The organism is bacterium (genome assembly GCA_035559435.1).
Lineage (GTDB): Bacteria > Zixibacteria > MSB-5A5 > WJJR01 > WJJR01 > JACQFV01.
In genome coordinates, this window is sequence record DATMBC010000060.1 from 1 (window position 1) to 17,999 (window position 17,999).

Here is a 17,999-nt window from a genome sequence, read left to right on the forward strand (position 1 = left end):
GAATGTCGCGAAGACCGTGACAATCCCGGCAAGAATCAATCGCCGCGCAGGCGTCGAGTCAACTCATCCAGCTTGTTGAGGGCTTCGATCGGAGTCATGCTGTCGGTGCGTAAACGCGTCAGTTCATCCACCGCCTGCGCCATCAGCACAAGCAGTCCGACCTGGCGCAGGTATGTCGACTTGCCCGCCATATTCGGACCGGTGAGCAGTTGCAGCCAGCCCTGCTCGTCGGAGAAAACCGTGTCGTTGGGGACAAACCCGCCGGCGGGATTGATGGTTTCCAGCACCGGATGACGGCCGCCGCGGATTTCCAGCGTGCGATCTTCGGTCAGGCGCGGACGGCTGTATCCGCGCGCCAGCGCCACCTGCGCCAGCGATCCGGCAACATCCAGACGCGCCAGCGACGATGCCAACTGCGCAAGCACACGGATTTGACCGGCCAGTTCGTCGCGCAGGGCGATGAACAACTGCTCCTCGATCTGCGCGGCGCGTTCATCGGCGCGCAGCACGGTCTCTTCCTTTTCCTTCAATTCCGCCGTGATGTACCGTTCGCCATTGACCAGTGTCTGTTTGCGGATCCAGGCGGCGGGGACATTAGTCGCCTGGGCGCGCGAGACTTCGATGTAGTAATTGAAGACTTTGTTGTAGCCGACCTTCAGTGAGCCGATGCCGGTCTCGGCGCGCAGGCGTGCCTGCAATCCGGCGATCCAGGCGCGCGCGTCGGCCGCCCCCGAATACAGGGCATCCAGCTCCGGCGAGTAACCACGTCGGAAGATGCCGCCCTCCTTGATCCCCGGCGGCGGATCATCGACCAGCGCCGCGGCGAGGCGCGTGTGGATGGCAGCGAGCGCCGCGGCATCCGGATCATCCGGCGATGAGAGCGGCGTGCGGCCCGTCAGTTCGGCGAGGCGCGGCCAGCGTCCCAGCGCTTCGCGCAGCCCGATCAGATCGCGCGGACCGATTCGCTCGGCGCCGAGACGCCCGACAAACCGCTCGACATCGAAGATCCCTTTGAGCGTTTCGCGCAGGTTGGCCAGCAGGCCACGGTCGGCGACGAGGGCCTGGATTTCATCGAGACGCCGCTCGATCGCAACTTTGTCCACCAACGGATGGGTGAGCCGCTCGCGCAGGAGCCGTCGCCCCATCGAGGTGTGGCAGTGGTCAAGAACCCCCGCCAGATTCGGACGGTCGGAGTGGGGCCGTCCGATCACATCCAGATGCAGCGCCGACTGGGGATCGAGGGTGATAGTGTCGCGTGTGCGCAACGCAGTGAGACGGGCGATATGCGCCAGCGGGGCACGTTTGGTCTCCTTCAAATAGGAGAGCAGCGCGCCGGCGGCGGCGATGGCCACGCGGTCCGACGCGGTCTCCGGGGGCGCGACCCCCTCGAGTTCATGCACATGGAAGTGCGCCTTGAGCGCGCGCTCGGCCTCGCCGAATTCGAAGCGCCAGGCGGGCCAGCGGGTGACGGCAGCGTGTCCATCGACCAACTGCCCCAGCCGGGCATCGGCGTCGTCGGCGACGATGATCTCGCTGGGGGTCTGAGTGGCCAGCCACTCGGCCAGCGCCTCGGGGCCGAAGCGGTCGACGGCGAAACGGCCGTTGGTCGCCTCCGCCCAGGCCAGCGCGAACTGCCCGTCGCCGTCCGGCCCGGACAGCGCCGCCAACGCCGGGGTCTGGGTCTCATCGAGCGCGCCGGGATTGAGCACCGTGCCGGGGGTGATGATCTCGACCACATCGCGCTGGACCAGCCCCTTGGCCTGCCTGGGGTCTTCCATCTGCTCGCAGACCACGACCCGTTGTCCGGCTTCGACCAGACGGGCCAGGTAGCGTTCGGCCTGATGATGCGGCACACCGGCCAGCGGGATTTCGCCGTCTTTGCCATGCGGACGGCGTGTCAGGGTGATGCCGAGAATCTGCGCGCCGCGGACGGCATCCTCGCCGAACATCTCATAGAAGTCCCCCATGCGGAAAAAGACGATATGATCGGGGTACTTCGCCTTGACGGCGGCATGCTGGCGCAACATCGGCGTGAGCGCGGCGGACTGATCGGCGGACTGCGTCATCGGCACCGGCAATAACGCCGTCGGGGAGCGGTCTAATCAAGACGGCAGGCGCAAAAATGATCGCGCCGGCGCCGCGGCGATCTTGGCGGCGTGGACAACTTGTGGTTACTTGGGTGACTATCGTAACGCCATGCCCTCCCCCCTGCCCATACTCGCCATCGTCGGTGTCACCGGATCGGGGAAAAACCACCTCGCTCAGGAAGTGGCGCGACAAACCGGCGCGAGTCTCATCTCGGTGGATTCGCGCAAGGTCTACCGCGGGCTGGACATCGGCACCGCGAAACCGTCGCCGGAGACCATCCGCGAATTCGAGTATGGCATGATCGACTGCGCCGATCCGCGCGAGTACTTCTCGGCCGGACGATACTGCCGGGAAGCGCGCGCGTTGGCGGCAAAACGGCTGGCCTCCGGGCGCCCGGTGATCATGGTGGGCGGGACCGGATTCTACCTCGAAGCATTCATGACCGGGCTGGCCGATCTGCCCGAGATCAGCCCGGCCACGCGACGGCGGCTGCGCGAGGCGTCGCAGCAACACGGCTGGGCGGCGCTGGCGGAAGAGGCGCGCCGCCTCGATCCGGAGTTCATGGCCACGGTCCATCCCGGCGACAAGACGCGGGTGCGTCGGGTGCTGGAGGTTGGGTGGGAGACCGGCCAGCGGTTGAGTGCGCTTCTGCGCGAACGCGAGATGAGCCCCGCTCCCTGGCCGGTGCTGGTGGTCTGGCCGAGGATTGATCGTGAATCGGCTTATGCCCGAATCGCGGAGCGAGTGTACAAGATGCGAGCCGCCGGGCTGACCGCCGAGGTTCGGCGGCTTCTGGAATCCGGTATCCCGCCGGAGGCGCCGGGGATGGCGACGGTCGGATACCGGGAAATTGTGGACTTTCTGGACGGCAAGACTGACGAAGCGGAGGCCTACGAACTCATCATCCGAAATACCAGACGATATGCCAAGCGACAGGAGACCTGGTTTGGCAACCGAGGCAATGCCATCATCCTCGATGGCCATGATATTGATCCAGAACGAGTTATAAGCATGTGGCGGCACCGGGGATAGAGGCAGCCGGGGCTGTCCGCGTGCCCGCTCACCGCAAGACTCTATCTGGCAACATATTGGGCATTCCCGGCCAAATCGAACTTTGGCGGGCATGGGGCAGAAAAATCCTTGACACCCCTTGGGATTGTCTTTAATACCAGCGGGTTACGTGGTTTGGGGCGGGGGCGGACTCCGACTGTTTGGCGTACCGACACCCGTTAAGCCCCAGACTCACAACATCATCGCAGTGAAGATCGCACCCGTCTGATCCGATCTTCACACAATAGGGGGCCGTAGTAAACGCTTAGCGCACTGGGGGATGTGTTGAAGTCTATCAATCGACTCATACTGTGCGGCGGACTGGCATTGATCTTTGCAGCCGGTTGTGCCTCCACACCTCGTTACCGGCACCTCGAGCCCTCTGCCGATGCGCTCACCGCGTCGCGGAATAACGCAGCGGTTGCGTCGGATGACACCACCGTCGACGCCGAAGAACCAGCCGATGTCGCCGGCGCGTCCAACCTAGGCACGACACTGGCCGAAGCCGAAGCGCTCTATGCCACCGGCGTGATGGCCAACATCGACAATCGCTGGACGGATGCGCAGGTCGCCTTTGAGCAGGCCCTGACCCTGCTGACCGAACTGGATCTGACCAACTCCGAGGACCTCGACTCGGCCGACAAGGTCGACCGCCTGTTGGATGACATTGCCAAGGACTATCGCACCACGCTGCTGGCGCTGGGCGAGTTGCCCGAGGATGCCTCCACCGACGCGATCCTGCTGCGCCTGGATCAAGGCGCCGACACCTCCACGCTGGCCTCCACCTCATCGGAGCCGCATGGCACCGGCGAGATGCTCTTCGATTACCCGATCGAGCCCGATCACCCAAAGGTGCAGAAATGCATCAGGTTCTGGCAGACCACCGCACGGGAGCCGTTTGAGCGCTTCCTGCGACGTTCCGGGCGGTATCTGCCGATGATGAAGGAGATCGTCAAATCGTACAACATGCCTGCCGACATCGCCTACCTGCCGTTTGTCGAGTCGGGGTTCAACAACAAGGCCTATTCCTACGCCCATGCCTCCGGGCCGTGGCAGTTCATCGCCTCGACCGGCAAGCGTTATGGGTTGGAGCGCACACACTGGCTGGATGAGCGCCGCGACTTTGAGAAGTCGACCCATGCCGCCTGCCGGTACCTCTCCGATCTGTACAAGATGTTCAACTCCTGGAATCTCGCGCTGGCGGCCTACAACGGGGGCGAGGGACGGGTCGGCCGTCAGATCAAGCGCCAGAAGACCGATGACTTCTGGAAGTTGAACCTGCGCGAGCAGACAAAGAACTATGTGCCGCTTTTCCATGCGGCCCTAATCATTGCCAAGGATCCGGCCTCCTATGGGTTCAACGTGGAGCTGGAGCCGCCGCTGCAGTACGACTGGGTCGCCACCAGCAAGCCGCTCGAACTGAAGGACGTCGCGCAGGCGCTGGGCGTCACGGTCGAGGAACTGGAAGAGCTCAACCCCGAATTGCGACGGGGCGTGACGCCGCCCGACCAGTCGCCGTACCGGTTCCGCGTGCCCAAGGGCACCTCGGAGACCTTCGCGGCGGTCTACCGCGACCTGCCGCGCTCCAGCCGGACCGAATGGGCCCGTCACACGGTGCGTCGCGGCGAAACCCTCGGCAAGATCGCCGGCCGCTACGGTGTGACCGTGGCCGACATCGTCGCCGCCAACAAACTCAGATCGAAGCATAAGCTGTCGGTTGGGCAGGCGCTGGTGATCCCGGTGCCGATGGCGGCGGCCGATGAGCAACCGTCGAAGCGCGCGCGCAGGTCCGAATCGGCATTGAGCGAAAAGCCGCTGCCCAAGGCCGACGGCAGAAAGTACACGGTCAAATCGGGCGACACCCTTTGGGACCTGGCCAAGAAGTTCGGCGTGACCACCTCGGAAATCCGCCAGGCCAACCGGATGGGAGCGCATGAGAAGCTCGCGGTCGGCGCGGATCTGGTGATCCCGGAGGCCTCGAAGGTCTCTTCCTCCAATCGCGGCGGCGCCTTCTGGTACACCGTGCGCAGAGGCGACACCGTGTTGCGCATCGCCACCAAGTTCGGCACGACGATCGCGCAGATTCTCAGTTTCAACGCGCTGGACAACCCGAACCGGATTCACGTGGGGCAGAAGATCCGTATCCCGCAGGGCCTGTAAGCGGGACGATTTGAGCAAATTCCATGGCGGCACGACGCGACTGGATCATCGGAACGATCATCGCCGGCTCATTCCTCCTGTTCATGGGCCTGATGACCTTGGCGTTGCTGGGGGTCTCCTCCGGCGGCGATGAGGAGATATTTGGCGGCTTCGGCAAGCGCGTCGCGGTGGTCGAAGTCGCCGGCCAGATTTCCTCCTCGCGCTCGGTGGTGGCGCAGTTGCGCCGCTGGTCGGAGGATGACAATGTGCCGGTCATCCTGTTGCGCGTCGATTCCCCCGGCGGGGGGGTGGCGGCCAGCCAGGAGATCCACGAGGAAATCCTGCGCGTGCGCGAGAAAGGCAAACGGGTGGTCGCGTCGATGGGGACGGTAGCGGCGTCCGGCGGCCTCTATGTCGCGGTGGCCTGCGACACGATTGTCGCCAACCCCGGCACGCTCACCGGCTCGATCGGCGTGATCTTTCAGTACCCGACGTTCGAGAAGCTGCTCGACAAAGTCGGCATCCGCTACGAAACGGTCAAAAGCGGGGTCTACAAGGACGTGGGCAATCTGGGACGGTCGATGAACGCCACCGATTCGGCGCACCTGCAATCGTTGATCGACGACACCTACGACCAGTTTGTCGGGGCGGTCGCCGAAGGGCGCCACATGACCAAGGAGCAGGTCAAGACCTTCGCCGACGGCCGCATTTTCACCGGCCGTCAGGCACGCGACCTCGGCCTGGTCGATGAGCTGGGTGACTACCACGACGCGCTGGATATCGCCGCCGACATGGCGGGGCTGTCCAAGCCGCCCAAGACGGTGAAAATCGAGCCGCGCCGTCGCACCGGGCTGGTCGATTTCCTCGGCCGCAGTCTGGTCGAGTGGCTCATGGGCCAGGCGGGCGAATGGGAGGCGGGCGAGCCGAGCCTGCAGTACCGCTATCAATGACGGGAAACCCTGAGGGTCAGGATATAGGAGATGATGATAACATTCACTGATTGGGTAAGGAGGTCAGGATGACCAAGGCCGATTTGGTGGAGATCTGCGCCGAAAAAACCGGCCTGACGCGGACTGACGTGGCGGTGACCGTGGATGCCTTTCTCGACTCGGTCAAGGCCTGTCTGGAGGCGGGCAAGAACATCGAGATTCGCGGTTTCGGCACGTTCAAAGTCAAGATGCGCAAGGCCCGCAAGGCGCGCAATCCACGCACCGGCGACGAGGTCCCGGTGCCGGATCGCAAGGTGCCGGTCTTCAAGCCGTCGAACGAGTTCAAGAATCTGATCGTCAAACAGCCGCTTTAGGCCGTTCGACAAGCTCACGATTAAGGAGAGGCAATGCCATCCGGTAAAAAGCGGAAACGCCAGAAGATCAAAACGCACAAGCGCAAGAAGCGCCTGCGCAAGGATCGTCACAAAAAGAAACTGCGCTAAGGCGGGCGCGCTCCGCTCCCGATTCGCATCTGCATATTCGCCCCCGGGTGGCCGAAGCCGCCCGGGGGTTTGTGTTCTCCCCGCGATGGCGGGCGCGGCAGTCGATCTGAGAACTCCCACGATCGCCCCGAAAGGCCACCGAAGGGCGCCGCGCTCTTCGCATTCTGAAACAAAGATTCCAAGGCCAGAGCCGGCGGCGATGCCGGCGCCGACCTTGGAATGACGGACTGTTGGGCGATTCTAATCGGAACTTGGCGGACCCTAATCCGCCAACGTAGGGGCCGGTCTGAGACCTGCCCCATGCAGCGACCACCCAAGAGCAGGCAATCCACCGCAGCGGATCACCTTCTCAATGGCCGAGCGCACGAGGGAGGGCGAGCCTCCCGGCGAGCCGTATGCGGCAGGATGCGTGAGATGAAGGCCTGGCGGGCGGGGCCCTCCCCACTTGCTCGGCACGCAGTCGCCGCGGCTGCCCATAAACAAAAGGCCGTCTCCGGCGGCGGAGACGGCCCAGAATGCCTGCCCTCTTCCTTATCCGGCGACGCGCTCGAGGTACTCCTTGGTGCGCGTGTCGATTTTGATCTTGTCGCCGACCTTGATGAACAGCGGGACTTTGATCGCAAGCCCGGTTTCGACCGTGGCCATCTTGGTCAGGTTGGAAACCGAGTCGCCCTTGACACCGGGCTCCGAGTCGGTCACGGTGAGGACGACAGACGCCGGCAGTTCCAGCGAGATCGGCTTCCCTTCGAAGTAGAGCACCCTGTAATCGTGGTTCTCCATTAGAAAGGGCGCATACCCCTCCAGATGCTCCTGCGTCAGTTCGACCTGCTCGTACGACGACTGGTCCATGAAATGCCAGGTGGTGCCGTCGGTATACATGTACTGCATCGTGCGCTGTTCAAACTCAGGCTCATCGAAGGTTTCGCCGGACGCGAAGATTTTTTCCAGAACGCGCCCCGTCTTGAGGTTGCGGAGTTTGGTCGTCACTTTGGCGCGGCGCTGGGCGGTGCGGGCGTTCTGGAAATCGACGATTTCCCAGAGTTCGCCCTCGACTTTGAGCTTCTTGCCGATGCGGAAATCGCTGGTGGAAATCATTGGTTCAATCGCTCCTGTTTGACGGGACATGGGTGACCAGCGAAATCGCCGGTATCACAGCCGGTCAATATAACTCCTCTTCGCCCTCCGGACAAACGGCGATTCGGTCGGGTGGGTGCGCTCTTGGCACCCACCACCAGGCCTCCAGGAGCTCCCCATGTCATCGATCGGCGGCTCGGCGGGAGCCCCGCCCTCCCTGAGGCCAACACGCATCTGGGAAAGCGAGCCTCCCGGCAAGCCGCCAGCGGGCGGAGCCAGGCACGGTGGGTGTCAAGAGCGCACCCACCCGACATTATCTACCAATACAGCGAAAGCCCGAAGCGGACGACATCGGCGCGCAATTCCACCAGCGAGCTCTCGGACCTTCTCACGTCGCGATACTGGTTCTCGACCGAGGTCTCCGCGTGCTCCTGCCGCATCCAGCGATAGTTGAGCGTCGACCCGTATTGCCCCAGCAGGCTCAGCTCCTTCGCCAGGAACCATTCCACGCCAATGGCCAACAGTATTCCAGCCCCTGCGTCGTCGCGTTCAGTTCGTCTTGTCCAGTCGTCTTCCCACGCCGGAGTGTCGGTTAGACTCCTCTCATGTGAGTATCCGATCCGCGGGCCGACCCCCCAGTAGAAACTGGCGCGGTCGTGGATATTGTGATAATGCAGCTTCAGGGCCGTCAGAGTAATCGCCTCACGCCGGTTACTGATTTCCGTCCATCGGACACCCATCGCGTCCGAATCAACATTCTCATGAGTGACGGACACACTCACCCCGATTCGGTATGCCCGATTGTCGGTGTAGTGGTGCTTGAACGAAAGGTTGGCGCCCTCGAACGCGGTCAGGTCGAAGTCGCCGACGATCTCGTAAATCAGCGCCGACTTGCCGTCGCGCAGCGAGTTTTCCCCCGCCTCCGGCGACGTCGCCTCCTGCGCTCCGACCGCAGTGAACGAACAGAGCGCGACGGCCAACGCGATCAAAGCCGATGCAAGAGACCATCGTGGGAATCGCATAAGGTCCCTTCGGATTGGATGCCGAGTTCTTCTGCGCCAGGGTACTGCCGAAGACATACGCATGTCAAGTTCGGGCGTCTGCGCTGATTGCACGGGCGGACTCTCTCGCACTCGCTGAGACCAGCGGGCACACGGTCGGGCGAGCCCCGAAAGCGGCGAGGCCCTGCGGCTCGCCCTTCCGGCGCAGCACGGCAGGTGGGGACCTCCCGCAAACGAACGCGGGCCCGCCGCAATGGGCTGGCCCGCAGAACGACCCGAAGCAGGGAGCGTGCGTTTACATGTTCTGAATGATGTGGTCGGCGTAGGCCGACGTTCCCACTTTGGTCGCGCCGTCCATCTGACGCGCCAGATCATAGGTGACGTACTTCTGCTCGATGGTCTTCTCGATGGCGCGTTCGATCATCCGCGCGGCCTCGGGCCAGCCGAGGTAGTCGAGCATCATCACGCCGGAGAGAATCACCGATCCGGGATTGATCATGTCCTTGTTGGCGTACTTGGGCGCGGTGCCGTGGGTGGCCTCAAAGAGCGCGATGTGGTCGGAGATGTTGGCCCCGGGCGCCATGCCCAGCCCGCCCACCTGCGCGGCGCAGGCGTCGGAGAGATAGTCGCCGTTGAGGTTGGGGGTGCAGATGATGTCGTACTCGTCGGGGCGCAGCAACACCTGCTGGAACATCGAATCGGCAATGCGGTCGCGCACCACGATCATCCCCGCCGGCGCCTTGCCATCGTACTTGTCATACAGTTCCGTCTCGGTGATGGTGTATTTGCCGAAGTCCTTTTTGGCGACGGCGTATCCCCAGTCGCGGAAGGCGCCCTCGGTGTACTTCATGATGTTGCCCTTGTGCACCAGCGTCACCGACTTATGGTTGTGGTCGATGGCGTACTGGATCGCCTTGCGCACCAGACGGCGGGTGCCGGTCAAGGAGATCGGCTTGATCCCGATGCCCGAGTCGTCGCGGATTTTCGTCTTCATCTTCTTGTTGAGAAAGTCGATGACCTGCTTGGCTTCCTTCGTGCCCCTGGCCCACTCGATGCCGGCGTAGACGTCCTCGGTGTTTTCACGGAAGATGATCACGTTCAGTTTTTCCGGGTTCTTCACCGGGCAGGGCACGCCGCGGAACCAGCGCACCGGACGCACGCAGGCGTAGAGGTTGAGGATCTGTCGCAGACTGACGTTCAGACTGCGGAACCCGCCGCCGACCGGCGTGGTGAGCGGGCCCTTGATCGCCACGATGTAGTTCTTGATCGCCTTGATGGTGTCCTCGGGCAGAATGTCATCGTAGACTTGCAGTGCCGACTCGCCGGCGTAGACGTCGAACCAGACGATCTTGCGCCGTCCGCCGTAGGCCTTGGCGACCGCGGCATCGAACACCCGCCGCGAGGCTTTCATGATGTCCGGACCGGTGCCGTCGCCTTCGATCACCGGGATGATCGGGTCATCGGGGATGACCCGCTTGTTGTTGACAACCTTGATCGGTGTGCCCTCCGAGGGTGGCACGACCTTCTTGAACTTGGGGGTTTTGCTGGCTGGCATGATGCGTCCTCGATTGTGGCGGCGCATGGGCGCCCGCCGTGCCTTGATCCACTGTGCCATGCTATCGTCGGGGCGGGTCTGGGGCCCGCCCTCTTCACTTCCCCGACTTGCGGGGGCCGGTCTCCGACCTGCCCCCGCGTCCATCCCGTGATCGCCGCCGGTTCTACTTCAAACCGGCGATGATCTCCTTGTAGTTGTTCGCCGAGGCCTGCAGCGCCTTGAGCTCATCGGCGCCGAGCTTCAGCTCGATCACTTTTTCGACACCGCCCTTGCCGAGGATGACCGGCACGCCGGTGAACACATCTTTGATGCCGTACTGGCCGTCGAGATGCACCGAGGCGGCGACGAGGGTCTTGCGGTCGTTGAGGACCGCGTCGGCCATCTTGACCGTCGAGGCGGCCGGGGCATAATACGCCGACCCGGTCTTGAGGAGCTTCACAATTTCGGCGCCGCCGTCGCGGGTGCGTTGCACGATGGCGTCGATGCGTTCCTTCGGGATCAGCTCGGTGATCGGGATGCCGCCGACGGTGGTGTAATGCGGCAGCGGGACCATCGAGTCGCCGTGGCCGCCGAGCACCATCGCCTGGGTCTCGGTCATCGCCACGCCCAGTTCCATCGCCACGAATGTGCGGAAGCGGGTCGAGTCGAGAACGCCCGCCTGACCGAAGACCATGTTCTTGGCCAGGCCCGACTTCTTCCAGGCGCGGTAGGTCATGACATCCAGCGGATTGGACACGACCAGAATCATCGCCTTGGGCGCATGTTTAGTGATCCCCTCCATCACCGAATCCATGATCTGAATGTTGGTGTTGAGCAGATCCTCGCGGCTCATCCCCGGCTTGCGGGCGATTCCGGCGGTGACGATCACCAGTTGCGATCCGGCGGCGGCTGCGTAGTCATTGGACCCTTCGACGCGGACATCATAACCGCGCACCGGCCCGGCCTGGGTCAGGTCGAGCGCCTTGCCCTGAGGCATTCCCTCGATCACATCGATCAACACCACGTCGCACAGGTTCGCCTCGGCGAGGTACTGCGCGCAGGCGGCGCCGACGTTGCCGGCTCCGACGACGGTGACTTTCTTGTCCATTCTTGTCCCCTTTCCTGGGCCGTTATCAATGCACTGCCATGATTTCAGGTCGATGGCGGCTCATCCCGCCGCCGTCAAATGTCGAGGCACTCGGTTTCCGTTTTCAGCCGCGCTTTTTCCGCGTGCATCGGATCGTGTTTGCGCACCACGGTGGTCAGGGCGCTGTCTTCAACGATCAGCATCCGGGCCGGCCGTCCGACATAGTCGAACGCCGCCTCAAGCGCGGCCGCCAGCGACTCAAACGGCACATAGCCGTAGCGCTTCACTTCAGCGGCCGCCATGCCGGTGACGGCAAACAGTCGGAACCGCTTCAGCGCCCGCGCGGTCCGCACCAGTTTGTGCAGGCCCAGCGTGTAGGGCTCTCCTTCCAGCCCGGCCCACTGCGCGCGGTCGGGGTATTGATCAATCAGACGCGCGTAGAACCGCGCGCCCACCCCTTCCCGGCACGGGGCGGTCATGATCAACACGCCGCCGTCGCGCACGCCGGCCATCGGCAGCTCCCACCCCTTCATGCCCTGGTAGAGACTCAGATCCAGCGGCGGATGGATGGCGCCGATGACGACATCATACGGCGCGTCGATTTCGACCACGTAACAATTCCGGGCGGCATCGCAGGCGGCGGTGAAGGTTTTGTCAATCTGCCCGGCGTACGCGTGGGCAATGCGGTCATTCTTTTCCAGCACCACCTGGATCGACCAGAGGATTTTGTCAGCGAGGATGCGCGTGTGGCGGTGGATGAACTCGCGCACGGGATTGCCCGCGACGCGCAACACAGCCGCGTCGCGCGACACCGCGCCGGCGTGGGAACGCTCCACCGTGTCAAAGCCGGCCAGTCCGGGAATGATCGACTTGCGGCCGCCGGTGAAACCGGCGAAGAAGTGCGGCTCGACCGAGTTGATCAGGATGACGCGGTCGGCCTCCAGCAGCGCCTTGTTAATCTGGATCGGTTCACCGTCGGATTCGACCGTCACCAATTGCGAGGTGTCGTAGCCGTCGTGCACCAGCAGACGCGGCGCGATTTCGGCCCAATGCGCGCCGAACAGCGTCTCGGTCTCGCCGTCGCGCGGCCCGCGGTGCAGGCCGCTGGCGATGATGACACGCCAGTGCGCGGCCGCGGTCAATTCCGGCCAGAGGGCGTCGAGGATCCGCGCGGTCGGCGTTGACCGCGTCGCATCATTGACCACCACCAGCAGGTTCCGGACGCCGTGGACAAAGTCGCGCAACGCGGGCGCATCGAGCGGATGCTCAAGCGCGTCGCGCAGAATGCGGTCGGAATCAATCCCATCGACGGCGCGCCGTCCGACCACATCGCAACGCACCCCCTCCGGCAGAGTCACCGCCAGATGTTGCCGGCCGTAGCGGATGGAATAGCCGGGGTCAGTCGTTGCCATGCGAGGCCTCCAAAGCGGGCGGGAAAATGCCCGTTTGCAGGTCCGCTTTCAAGCGGGATCGACGCCACGGCGAAGATTCTGACAGAACTGTACGTGCGAATCGGGGGAACAGTCCGGGCCGATAGCAACTGCCGAACAGCCCGGATCGTCCTGTTGAGCGAAGAGAAGCATCTGCTTTTTGTCAGCCGGCGTGAAAAGCGAAGCATTTAGTAGGTCAGGAGCACCGCGCTTCTGGATGGCATCGGTCTTATGGGAGACCCGTGCGCGGGGCTCCTGACTCTGCGGCCGCGACAGTTGTGTCAGGAGCCCTGCGCCGGGAACGTGCCAGCAGATTCAAGAGTGTCGTAGGCGCAGTGCTCCTGACCTACGACTGTCTGCATGAGACTCAGCGAGCCCGTACAGACAAACAGCGCTACAGCGAATCGCGGCCCGGATGGGGGTCAACCCAGGTGGAATCGTTGCCCCAGTCGCAATCGATCGGTTCGATCTGGCGCTCGAACGTCACGGGCGGATCGAGCGGCAACGGAATCCGGATGGCAACGGTTGGGTTCAAATACCAACCATCCAGCCCATGGGCCGGACAATTGTCACCGGGCTGCATGACGGAGTAGCGGACGATGGTCCCGGTCGCGGCGCGCTCCAGCGCGGTCAGCCAGATGCCTCCACCCCAGCGCAATTGCTGCCCCGCGCGCAGAATCAGGACCGCGTGGGTGGTGAAATCGACGCCGATGACAGGCGGGGGCAACGGGAACGGCAACGGAACGACCAGACTGCTGTCGTCCGGCGGGATCGGGATGGTGTCGGGCGAGCGATAAAGCTCGCACTCGTAGGCCCGGCCAAGCCAGGCCGTCCAGGCGGCCGAGTCGGTGATGATCTGCTCCTCCGGCCCGAGGTCGCAGAAGCCATCGGTGTAGTAAAGCGTCATCGGCTCGTTGGGATCGGGTCCGGGGCAGTTGTGAACGACATCCGCGCGCACCCAGCGAACCGGCTCAGCCAGCGGGCGTTCGATCATCACGGCCGCCACCGGGGAGAATCCCATCGGGACAAACATCGCCATGATCATGTCGCAACAGGACTGATCGAGCCGCGAGACCTCGTAATGGATCGTGGTCCGGCCTTCCTCTTCCTCCACACCGGTCACCCAGACCGCGCGGTGGCAGAAGGCGCCGGAATCGTACTCGACGCTGATGGCGGCGACCACATGGGTAGTGAAGTCGACCGGCGGCGGCTCGGTGACGCAAGGGCCGCCACACGGTCCGCTGGAGTCGTCGGGATGCATCGGATCGTGCATCCCCCGCCACTGGCATCCGGCAACCTCATCCCACCAGGCCTTCCACGCCGCCGAATCGGCGATGATCAAGTTGCGCGGGTTCTCGGCGCAGTCGGTGTAGGCGGCGTAGAGCGGTATCAGGCCCTGATCGGGAAGGATGTCGGGGAATGTCTGACCGGAAGAATCGGGGAAGCCATCGGCCGGGTCATCGTTGTGGAACCGTCCGCCGCCGGCCAGGGGCGCGGCGTTCTCGGCCGGACGGTTCGGCGATGAGTCCCCGCATCCGGATGCCAGCAGAATCAAGAAAGCCAGAACAAGAGAGGCCGTCGCGCGCATGGCGGTATCCTTCCGTCCGGTGATGGGCCCAGCGGCCCCGTTGGCCGTTGTGCCCATTTTACACCTGTCAGAATCCAATATTCCCGTTAAAATGCAAGAAGATTCGCCTCACGGGAAACCCGGACCCCGTCGGCCCCGTATTGTGGCCATGCCCAAACCGCTCTTCCTCCAGTGGCTTACACGCCAGCGTCTCCCCGCCGCGGAGATGCGGTTTCGTGATCTCAAAGCCGAGACTCGATGGCTGCTCTGGTTTGCCGTGCTCTATATCCTCGCATCGGTGGCCACCGGATTGGCGATCAAATACCTGCCCTATCCACTTTGGGGGGCCACCTACTTTACCCAGGACACTTGGTATGTCGTTGGCTTCAAGTTCGCGCTGCTACTGGCGTTGCCGCTGGTCATCTACCGACGCTGGGGATACCGCATCCGTGAATTGTGTCCTGGGTGGAAGCTGTCGCTGCGATCGGCGCTGGTGCTGGTGGCCTGCTATGCCGCCGGAGTGTTGATCAACGCCTCGCGCTGGGCGGAGGCGAAGCAAGCGTTGGCGATGCATCCGGCCGTCGAAGGGTATGCCCGCGCGGCGATCGGCGTGATTCTCCCCTGGTTCATGGCGGGGATACCGGAGGAAGTGGTCTACCGCGGGATGTTACAGACGCGGTTGGAGGCCCGTTGGGGACGGATCACGGCCACACTGGTCAGTGTCATTCTGTTTGTCGCCTGGCACATCCCGACCCGCTTTTTCCTGGCCCGCGGCGTGGAAGGCAAGGCGGGCGATTTCGGTTCGGTGCTGTTCGGCACCGGGTTGCCGGTGGCGATCGTCGCGATCATCTTCGCCTGGGCCTGGGATCGCTGGCGCAATCTGCCGGCCTTGATCGCCATTCACTCAGGCGTCGACACACTGCCTATCCTCTGTTCAATGCTGCAATCGACGGCGGAGAGTTTCCGCTGAATCACCTCGCATGAAAAACGGGGCCGGTCGCGCGACCGGCCCCGGAGGTCCCTCCCGAGCATGCCGGATCACTTGAGGTCGGGGAAGAAAAACGCGATCTCGGTCTTGGCGTTCTCGACCGAATCGGAGCCGTGGACCGAGTTGCGTTCCAGATCAATGGCCAGATCATAGCGGACCGTGCCGCAGGCGGCATTTTTCGGATTGGTGGCGCCGATCAGGGCGCGGTAGTCGGCCACCGCGTTTTCCTTTTCCAGCGCGGCCACCACCACCGGCCCCGAAGACATGAAGGCGCAAAGCGAATCGAGGAAGGGCTTGCCTTCATGGACGGCATAAAACCGCCGCGCTTCGGCCGGGGTGAGATGAACCATCTTCAACGCCTTGATGACAAAGCGCGCCTGTTCCACGCGGCGCAGGATTTCGCCGATCAGATTGCGCCCGGTCGCATCGGGCTTGATGATCATGAGCGTACGTTCCAAGTTCGGTCCCTTTCGGTGTGATCCGGTCAATGACCGATGGCGCGCGCAGGCGCGACGGTCCACGTTACTTCTTCTTCGATTTCTTTTTGGCCGCCAGCTTCCTGGTCTTCGGCTTCGCCTTGGCGGCGGGTTTGGCTTTGCGAGCGACTTTGGCCGGGGTGCGCTTGCGCGCCGAGGCGGCCAGCGTCACCTTCGGACGCACATCGATCACACGGGCCCGTTGACGGGCGGCGCGGCTTTTCAATTCGGCTTCGATCATTTCGGGAATCTCGGCCGGCGACTCGGCGACCTCGACGCCGACGGCGCGGAAGGCGGCGATCTTCTCGGCCGCGGTCCCCGATCCGCCGGCGATGATCGCTCCCGCGTGCCCCATGCGCTTGCCGGGGGGCGCGGTGCGTCCGGCGATGAAGCCCACCACCGGCTTGGTCATCTGCCGCTGGATGAACTCGGCGGCGATTTCCTCGTCGTTGCCGCCGATCTCGCCGATTAAGACCACCGCCTCGGTCTGGCGGTCGTGCTCGAAGAGATTGAGAATGTCGATGAAGCGCATGCCGATGATCGGGTCGCCGCCAATGCCGATGCAAGTCGACTGCCCCAGCCCGGCTTTGGTCAGATGGTGAACAACTTCGTAGGTCAGGGTGCCGGAGCGCGAGACGACGCCGATCGGGCCCTTCTTGACGATGTTGCCGGGCAGGATGCCGACCTTGCACTGGCCGGGCGAAATCACGCCGGGACAGTTCGGGCCCACCAGACGCACCCCGGTCAATTCGTAGTAACGGTTCACCTTGAGAATGTCGTTGGCGGGCACGCCCTCGGTGATGCAGACCACCAGCTTGACGCCCGCATCGGCGGCCTCATAGAGGGCGTCGACGGTGAACTTCGGCGGGACATAGATCACCGATGTGTTGGCGCCGGTGCGACGGACCGCTTCGGCGACGGTGTCGAAGACCGGGACGCCATGCGTGGTCTCCCCGCCCTTGCCGGGGGTGACGCCGGCAACCACCTTGGTGCCGTAGTCGATCATCTGCCGGGTGTGAAAGGAACCGTCGCGTCCGGTGATTCCCTGCACGACCACGCGCGTGGACTTGTCGATTAAGATGCTCATGTTCAATCCTATCCTGCGGCGCCCAGGCGCCGGTCGAGTTCGTTTCGCGGCCGCGCGCCGGCGCTATGCCGCCTTGCGGGCCAGCGCGATCGCCTCGCGCACCACGCCGTCCATGCTGTCGGCGACGGACAGCTTCACTTCCTGCAGGATGGCGCGCGCTTCCTTCTCATTGGTGCCGGTCAGCCGCACCACAATCGGCACCTTGGGCTTCAGTTGCTTGACCGCCTGCACGATGCCCTTGGCGACATCGTCGCAACGCGTGATCCCGCCGAAGATGTTGAAGAGGATGGCGCGCACCGACGGCTCGCGCATGATGATGGTCATCGCCGCGATCACCTTCTGCGGATTGGAGGAGCCGCCGATGTCGAGGAAGTTGGCCGGCTCGCCGCCATAGCGCTTGACGAGGTCCATCGTCGCCATCGCCAGCCCGGCGCCGTTGACCACGCAACCGATGTTGCCGTCGAGTTTGACAAACGACAGATCGTTCTCCTTGGCCTCGACTTCGGCGGGATCCTCGGAATCGGGATCGCGCAGTTGCTCCCACTCGGGATGACGGTAGGCGGCGTTGTCGTCAAAGTTGATCTTCGCGTCGACCGCCAGGACCCGTTCATCGGGCGTGACCACCAGCGGATTGATCTCGATGAGCGAGCAATCGTGGGCCCAGAAGACACCCACCAGCCGGGCGATGATGTCGGAGGCCTGCGCGATCACTTTGGGCGTATCGTAGATGGCATAAGCCACCCGCCGCGCCTGGAAGGGCTGGAACGGGAGGAGCGGATCCAAAGGCAGTTTGACGATCTTTTCGGGAGTCTTGCGGGCGACTTCCTCGATTTCCACGCCACCGGCAGCGGAGACGATCAGGACCGGGCGGCGGATGGCACGGTCGACCACCACGCCGACATAGGCCTCGGAGGCGATTTCAACCGCCTCGGCAACGAGCACCTTCTTGACCGTCAGCCCCTTGATGTCCATGCCGAGGATGGCCTTGGCATGCATTTCAGCCTCGGCGGGATTGCGGGCGATCTTGACGCCGCCGGCTTTGCCGC

At 63.7% G+C, this 17,999-nt stretch carries 14 protein-coding genes and 1 pseudogene; 5 read left to right on the forward strand and 10 right to left on the reverse strand.

The features are described from left to right. Window positions 1-35 precede the first annotated feature (35 nt). Window positions 36-2,066: a DNA mismatch repair protein MutS gene (gene mutS / locus VNN55_07065; GenBank protein HWO57310.1), complete on the reverse strand. Its 2,031-nt coding sequence runs from the start codon at window positions 2,064-2,066 to the stop codon at window positions 36-38. 109 nt (window positions 2,067-2,175) lie between these two features. Between mutS and miaA the strand changes: the two genes are divergently transcribed. From miaA to VNN55_07085, 4 genes are all read left to right on the forward strand, one after another. Continuing rightward, window positions 2,176-3,120 (forward strand): tRNA (adenosine(37)-N6)-dimethylallyltransferase MiaA, encoded by a 945-nt coding sequence (miaA, locus tag VNN55_07070; GenBank protein HWO57311.1) that lies wholly within the window; start codon window positions 2,176-2,178, stop codon window positions 3,118-3,120. Between the two features lie 345 nt (window positions 3,121-3,465). Continuing rightward, window positions 3,466-5,298, forward strand: coding sequence for a LysM peptidoglycan-binding domain-containing protein (locus VNN55_07075; protein ID HWO57312.1), 1,833 nt, complete (start codon window positions 3,466-3,468; stop codon window positions 5,296-5,298). A gap of 23 nt (window positions 5,299-5,321) precedes the next feature. After that, window positions 5,322-6,227: a signal peptide peptidase SppA gene (gene sppA, locus VNN55_07080; GenBank protein ID HWO57313.1), complete on the forward strand. Its 906-nt coding sequence runs from the start codon at window positions 5,322-5,324 to the stop codon at window positions 6,225-6,227. A 68-nt stretch (window positions 6,228-6,295) separates the two neighbouring features. Continuing rightward, the gene (locus VNN55_07085) at window positions 6,296-6,580 is read left to right on the forward strand and encodes an HU family DNA-binding protein (protein HWO57314.1); all 285 of its coding nucleotides are present in this window, start codon (window positions 6,296-6,298) and stop codon (window positions 6,578-6,580) included. A gap of 660 nt (window positions 6,581-7,240) precedes the next feature. Here VNN55_07085 and efp read toward each other — a convergent pair. From efp to VNN55_07115, 6 genes are all read right to left on the reverse strand, one after another. Beyond that, window positions 7,241-7,804, reverse strand: coding sequence for an elongation factor P (efp, locus tag VNN55_07090; GenBank protein HWO57315.1), 564 nt, complete (start codon window positions 7,802-7,804; stop codon window positions 7,241-7,243). Between the two features lie 296 nt (window positions 7,805-8,100). Continuing rightward, the gene (locus VNN55_07095; protein HWO57316.1) at window positions 8,101-8,763 is read right to left on the reverse strand and encodes a hypothetical protein; all 663 of its coding nucleotides are present in this window, start codon (window positions 8,761-8,763) and stop codon (window positions 8,101-8,103) included. A 316-nt stretch (window positions 8,764-9,079) separates the two neighbouring features. Next, window positions 9,080-10,339, reverse strand: a complete 1,260-nt coding sequence (icd, locus tag VNN55_07100; protein HWO57317.1) for an isocitrate dehydrogenase (NADP(+)) — start codon at window positions 10,337-10,339, stop codon at window positions 9,080-9,082. Window positions 10,340-10,502: 163 nt separating this feature from the next. Beyond that, a complete protein-coding gene (gene mdh, locus VNN55_07105) occupies window positions 10,503-11,426 on the reverse strand; it encodes a malate dehydrogenase (protein ID HWO57318.1) in 924 nt (307 codons plus the stop codon). Between the two features lie 74 nt (window positions 11,427-11,500). Beyond that, window positions 11,501-12,817, reverse strand: coding sequence for a nickel-dependent lactate racemase (gene larA, locus VNN55_07110; GenBank protein ID HWO57319.1), 1,317 nt, complete (start codon window positions 12,815-12,817; stop codon window positions 11,501-11,503). A 412-nt stretch (window positions 12,818-13,229) separates the two neighbouring features. Next, window positions 13,230-14,423 (reverse strand): hypothetical protein, encoded by a 1,194-nt coding sequence (locus VNN55_07115; protein HWO57320.1) that lies wholly within the window; start codon window positions 14,421-14,423, stop codon window positions 13,230-13,232. Window positions 14,424-14,571: 148 nt separating this feature from the next. Here VNN55_07115 and VNN55_07120 point away from each other — a divergent pair, with 148 nt between their 5' ends. After that, window positions 14,572-15,372 (forward strand): type II CAAX endopeptidase family protein, encoded by an 801-nt coding sequence (locus VNN55_07120; GenBank protein ID HWO57321.1) that lies wholly within the window; start codon window positions 14,572-14,574, stop codon window positions 15,370-15,372. A 68-nt stretch (window positions 15,373-15,440) separates the two neighbouring features. Here the strand turns inward: VNN55_07120 and ndk are convergent, their stop codons facing one another. From ndk to sucC, 3 genes and pseudogenes are all read right to left on the reverse strand, one after another. Beyond that, entirely contained in the window at window positions 15,441-15,848 is a 408-nt protein-coding gene (gene ndk, locus VNN55_07125; GenBank protein HWO57322.1) for a nucleoside-diphosphate kinase, read from the reverse strand. Between the two features lie 241 nt (window positions 15,849-16,089). Beyond that, a pseudogene (sucD, locus tag VNN55_07130) lies at window positions 16,090-16,953 on the reverse strand (succinate--CoA ligase subunit alpha). 63 nt (window positions 16,954-17,016) lie between these two features. Further along, on the reverse strand, window positions 17,017-17,999 hold a 983-nt coding region (gene sucC / locus VNN55_07135; protein HWO57323.1), incomplete at its 5' end, for an ADP-forming succinate--CoA ligase subunit beta.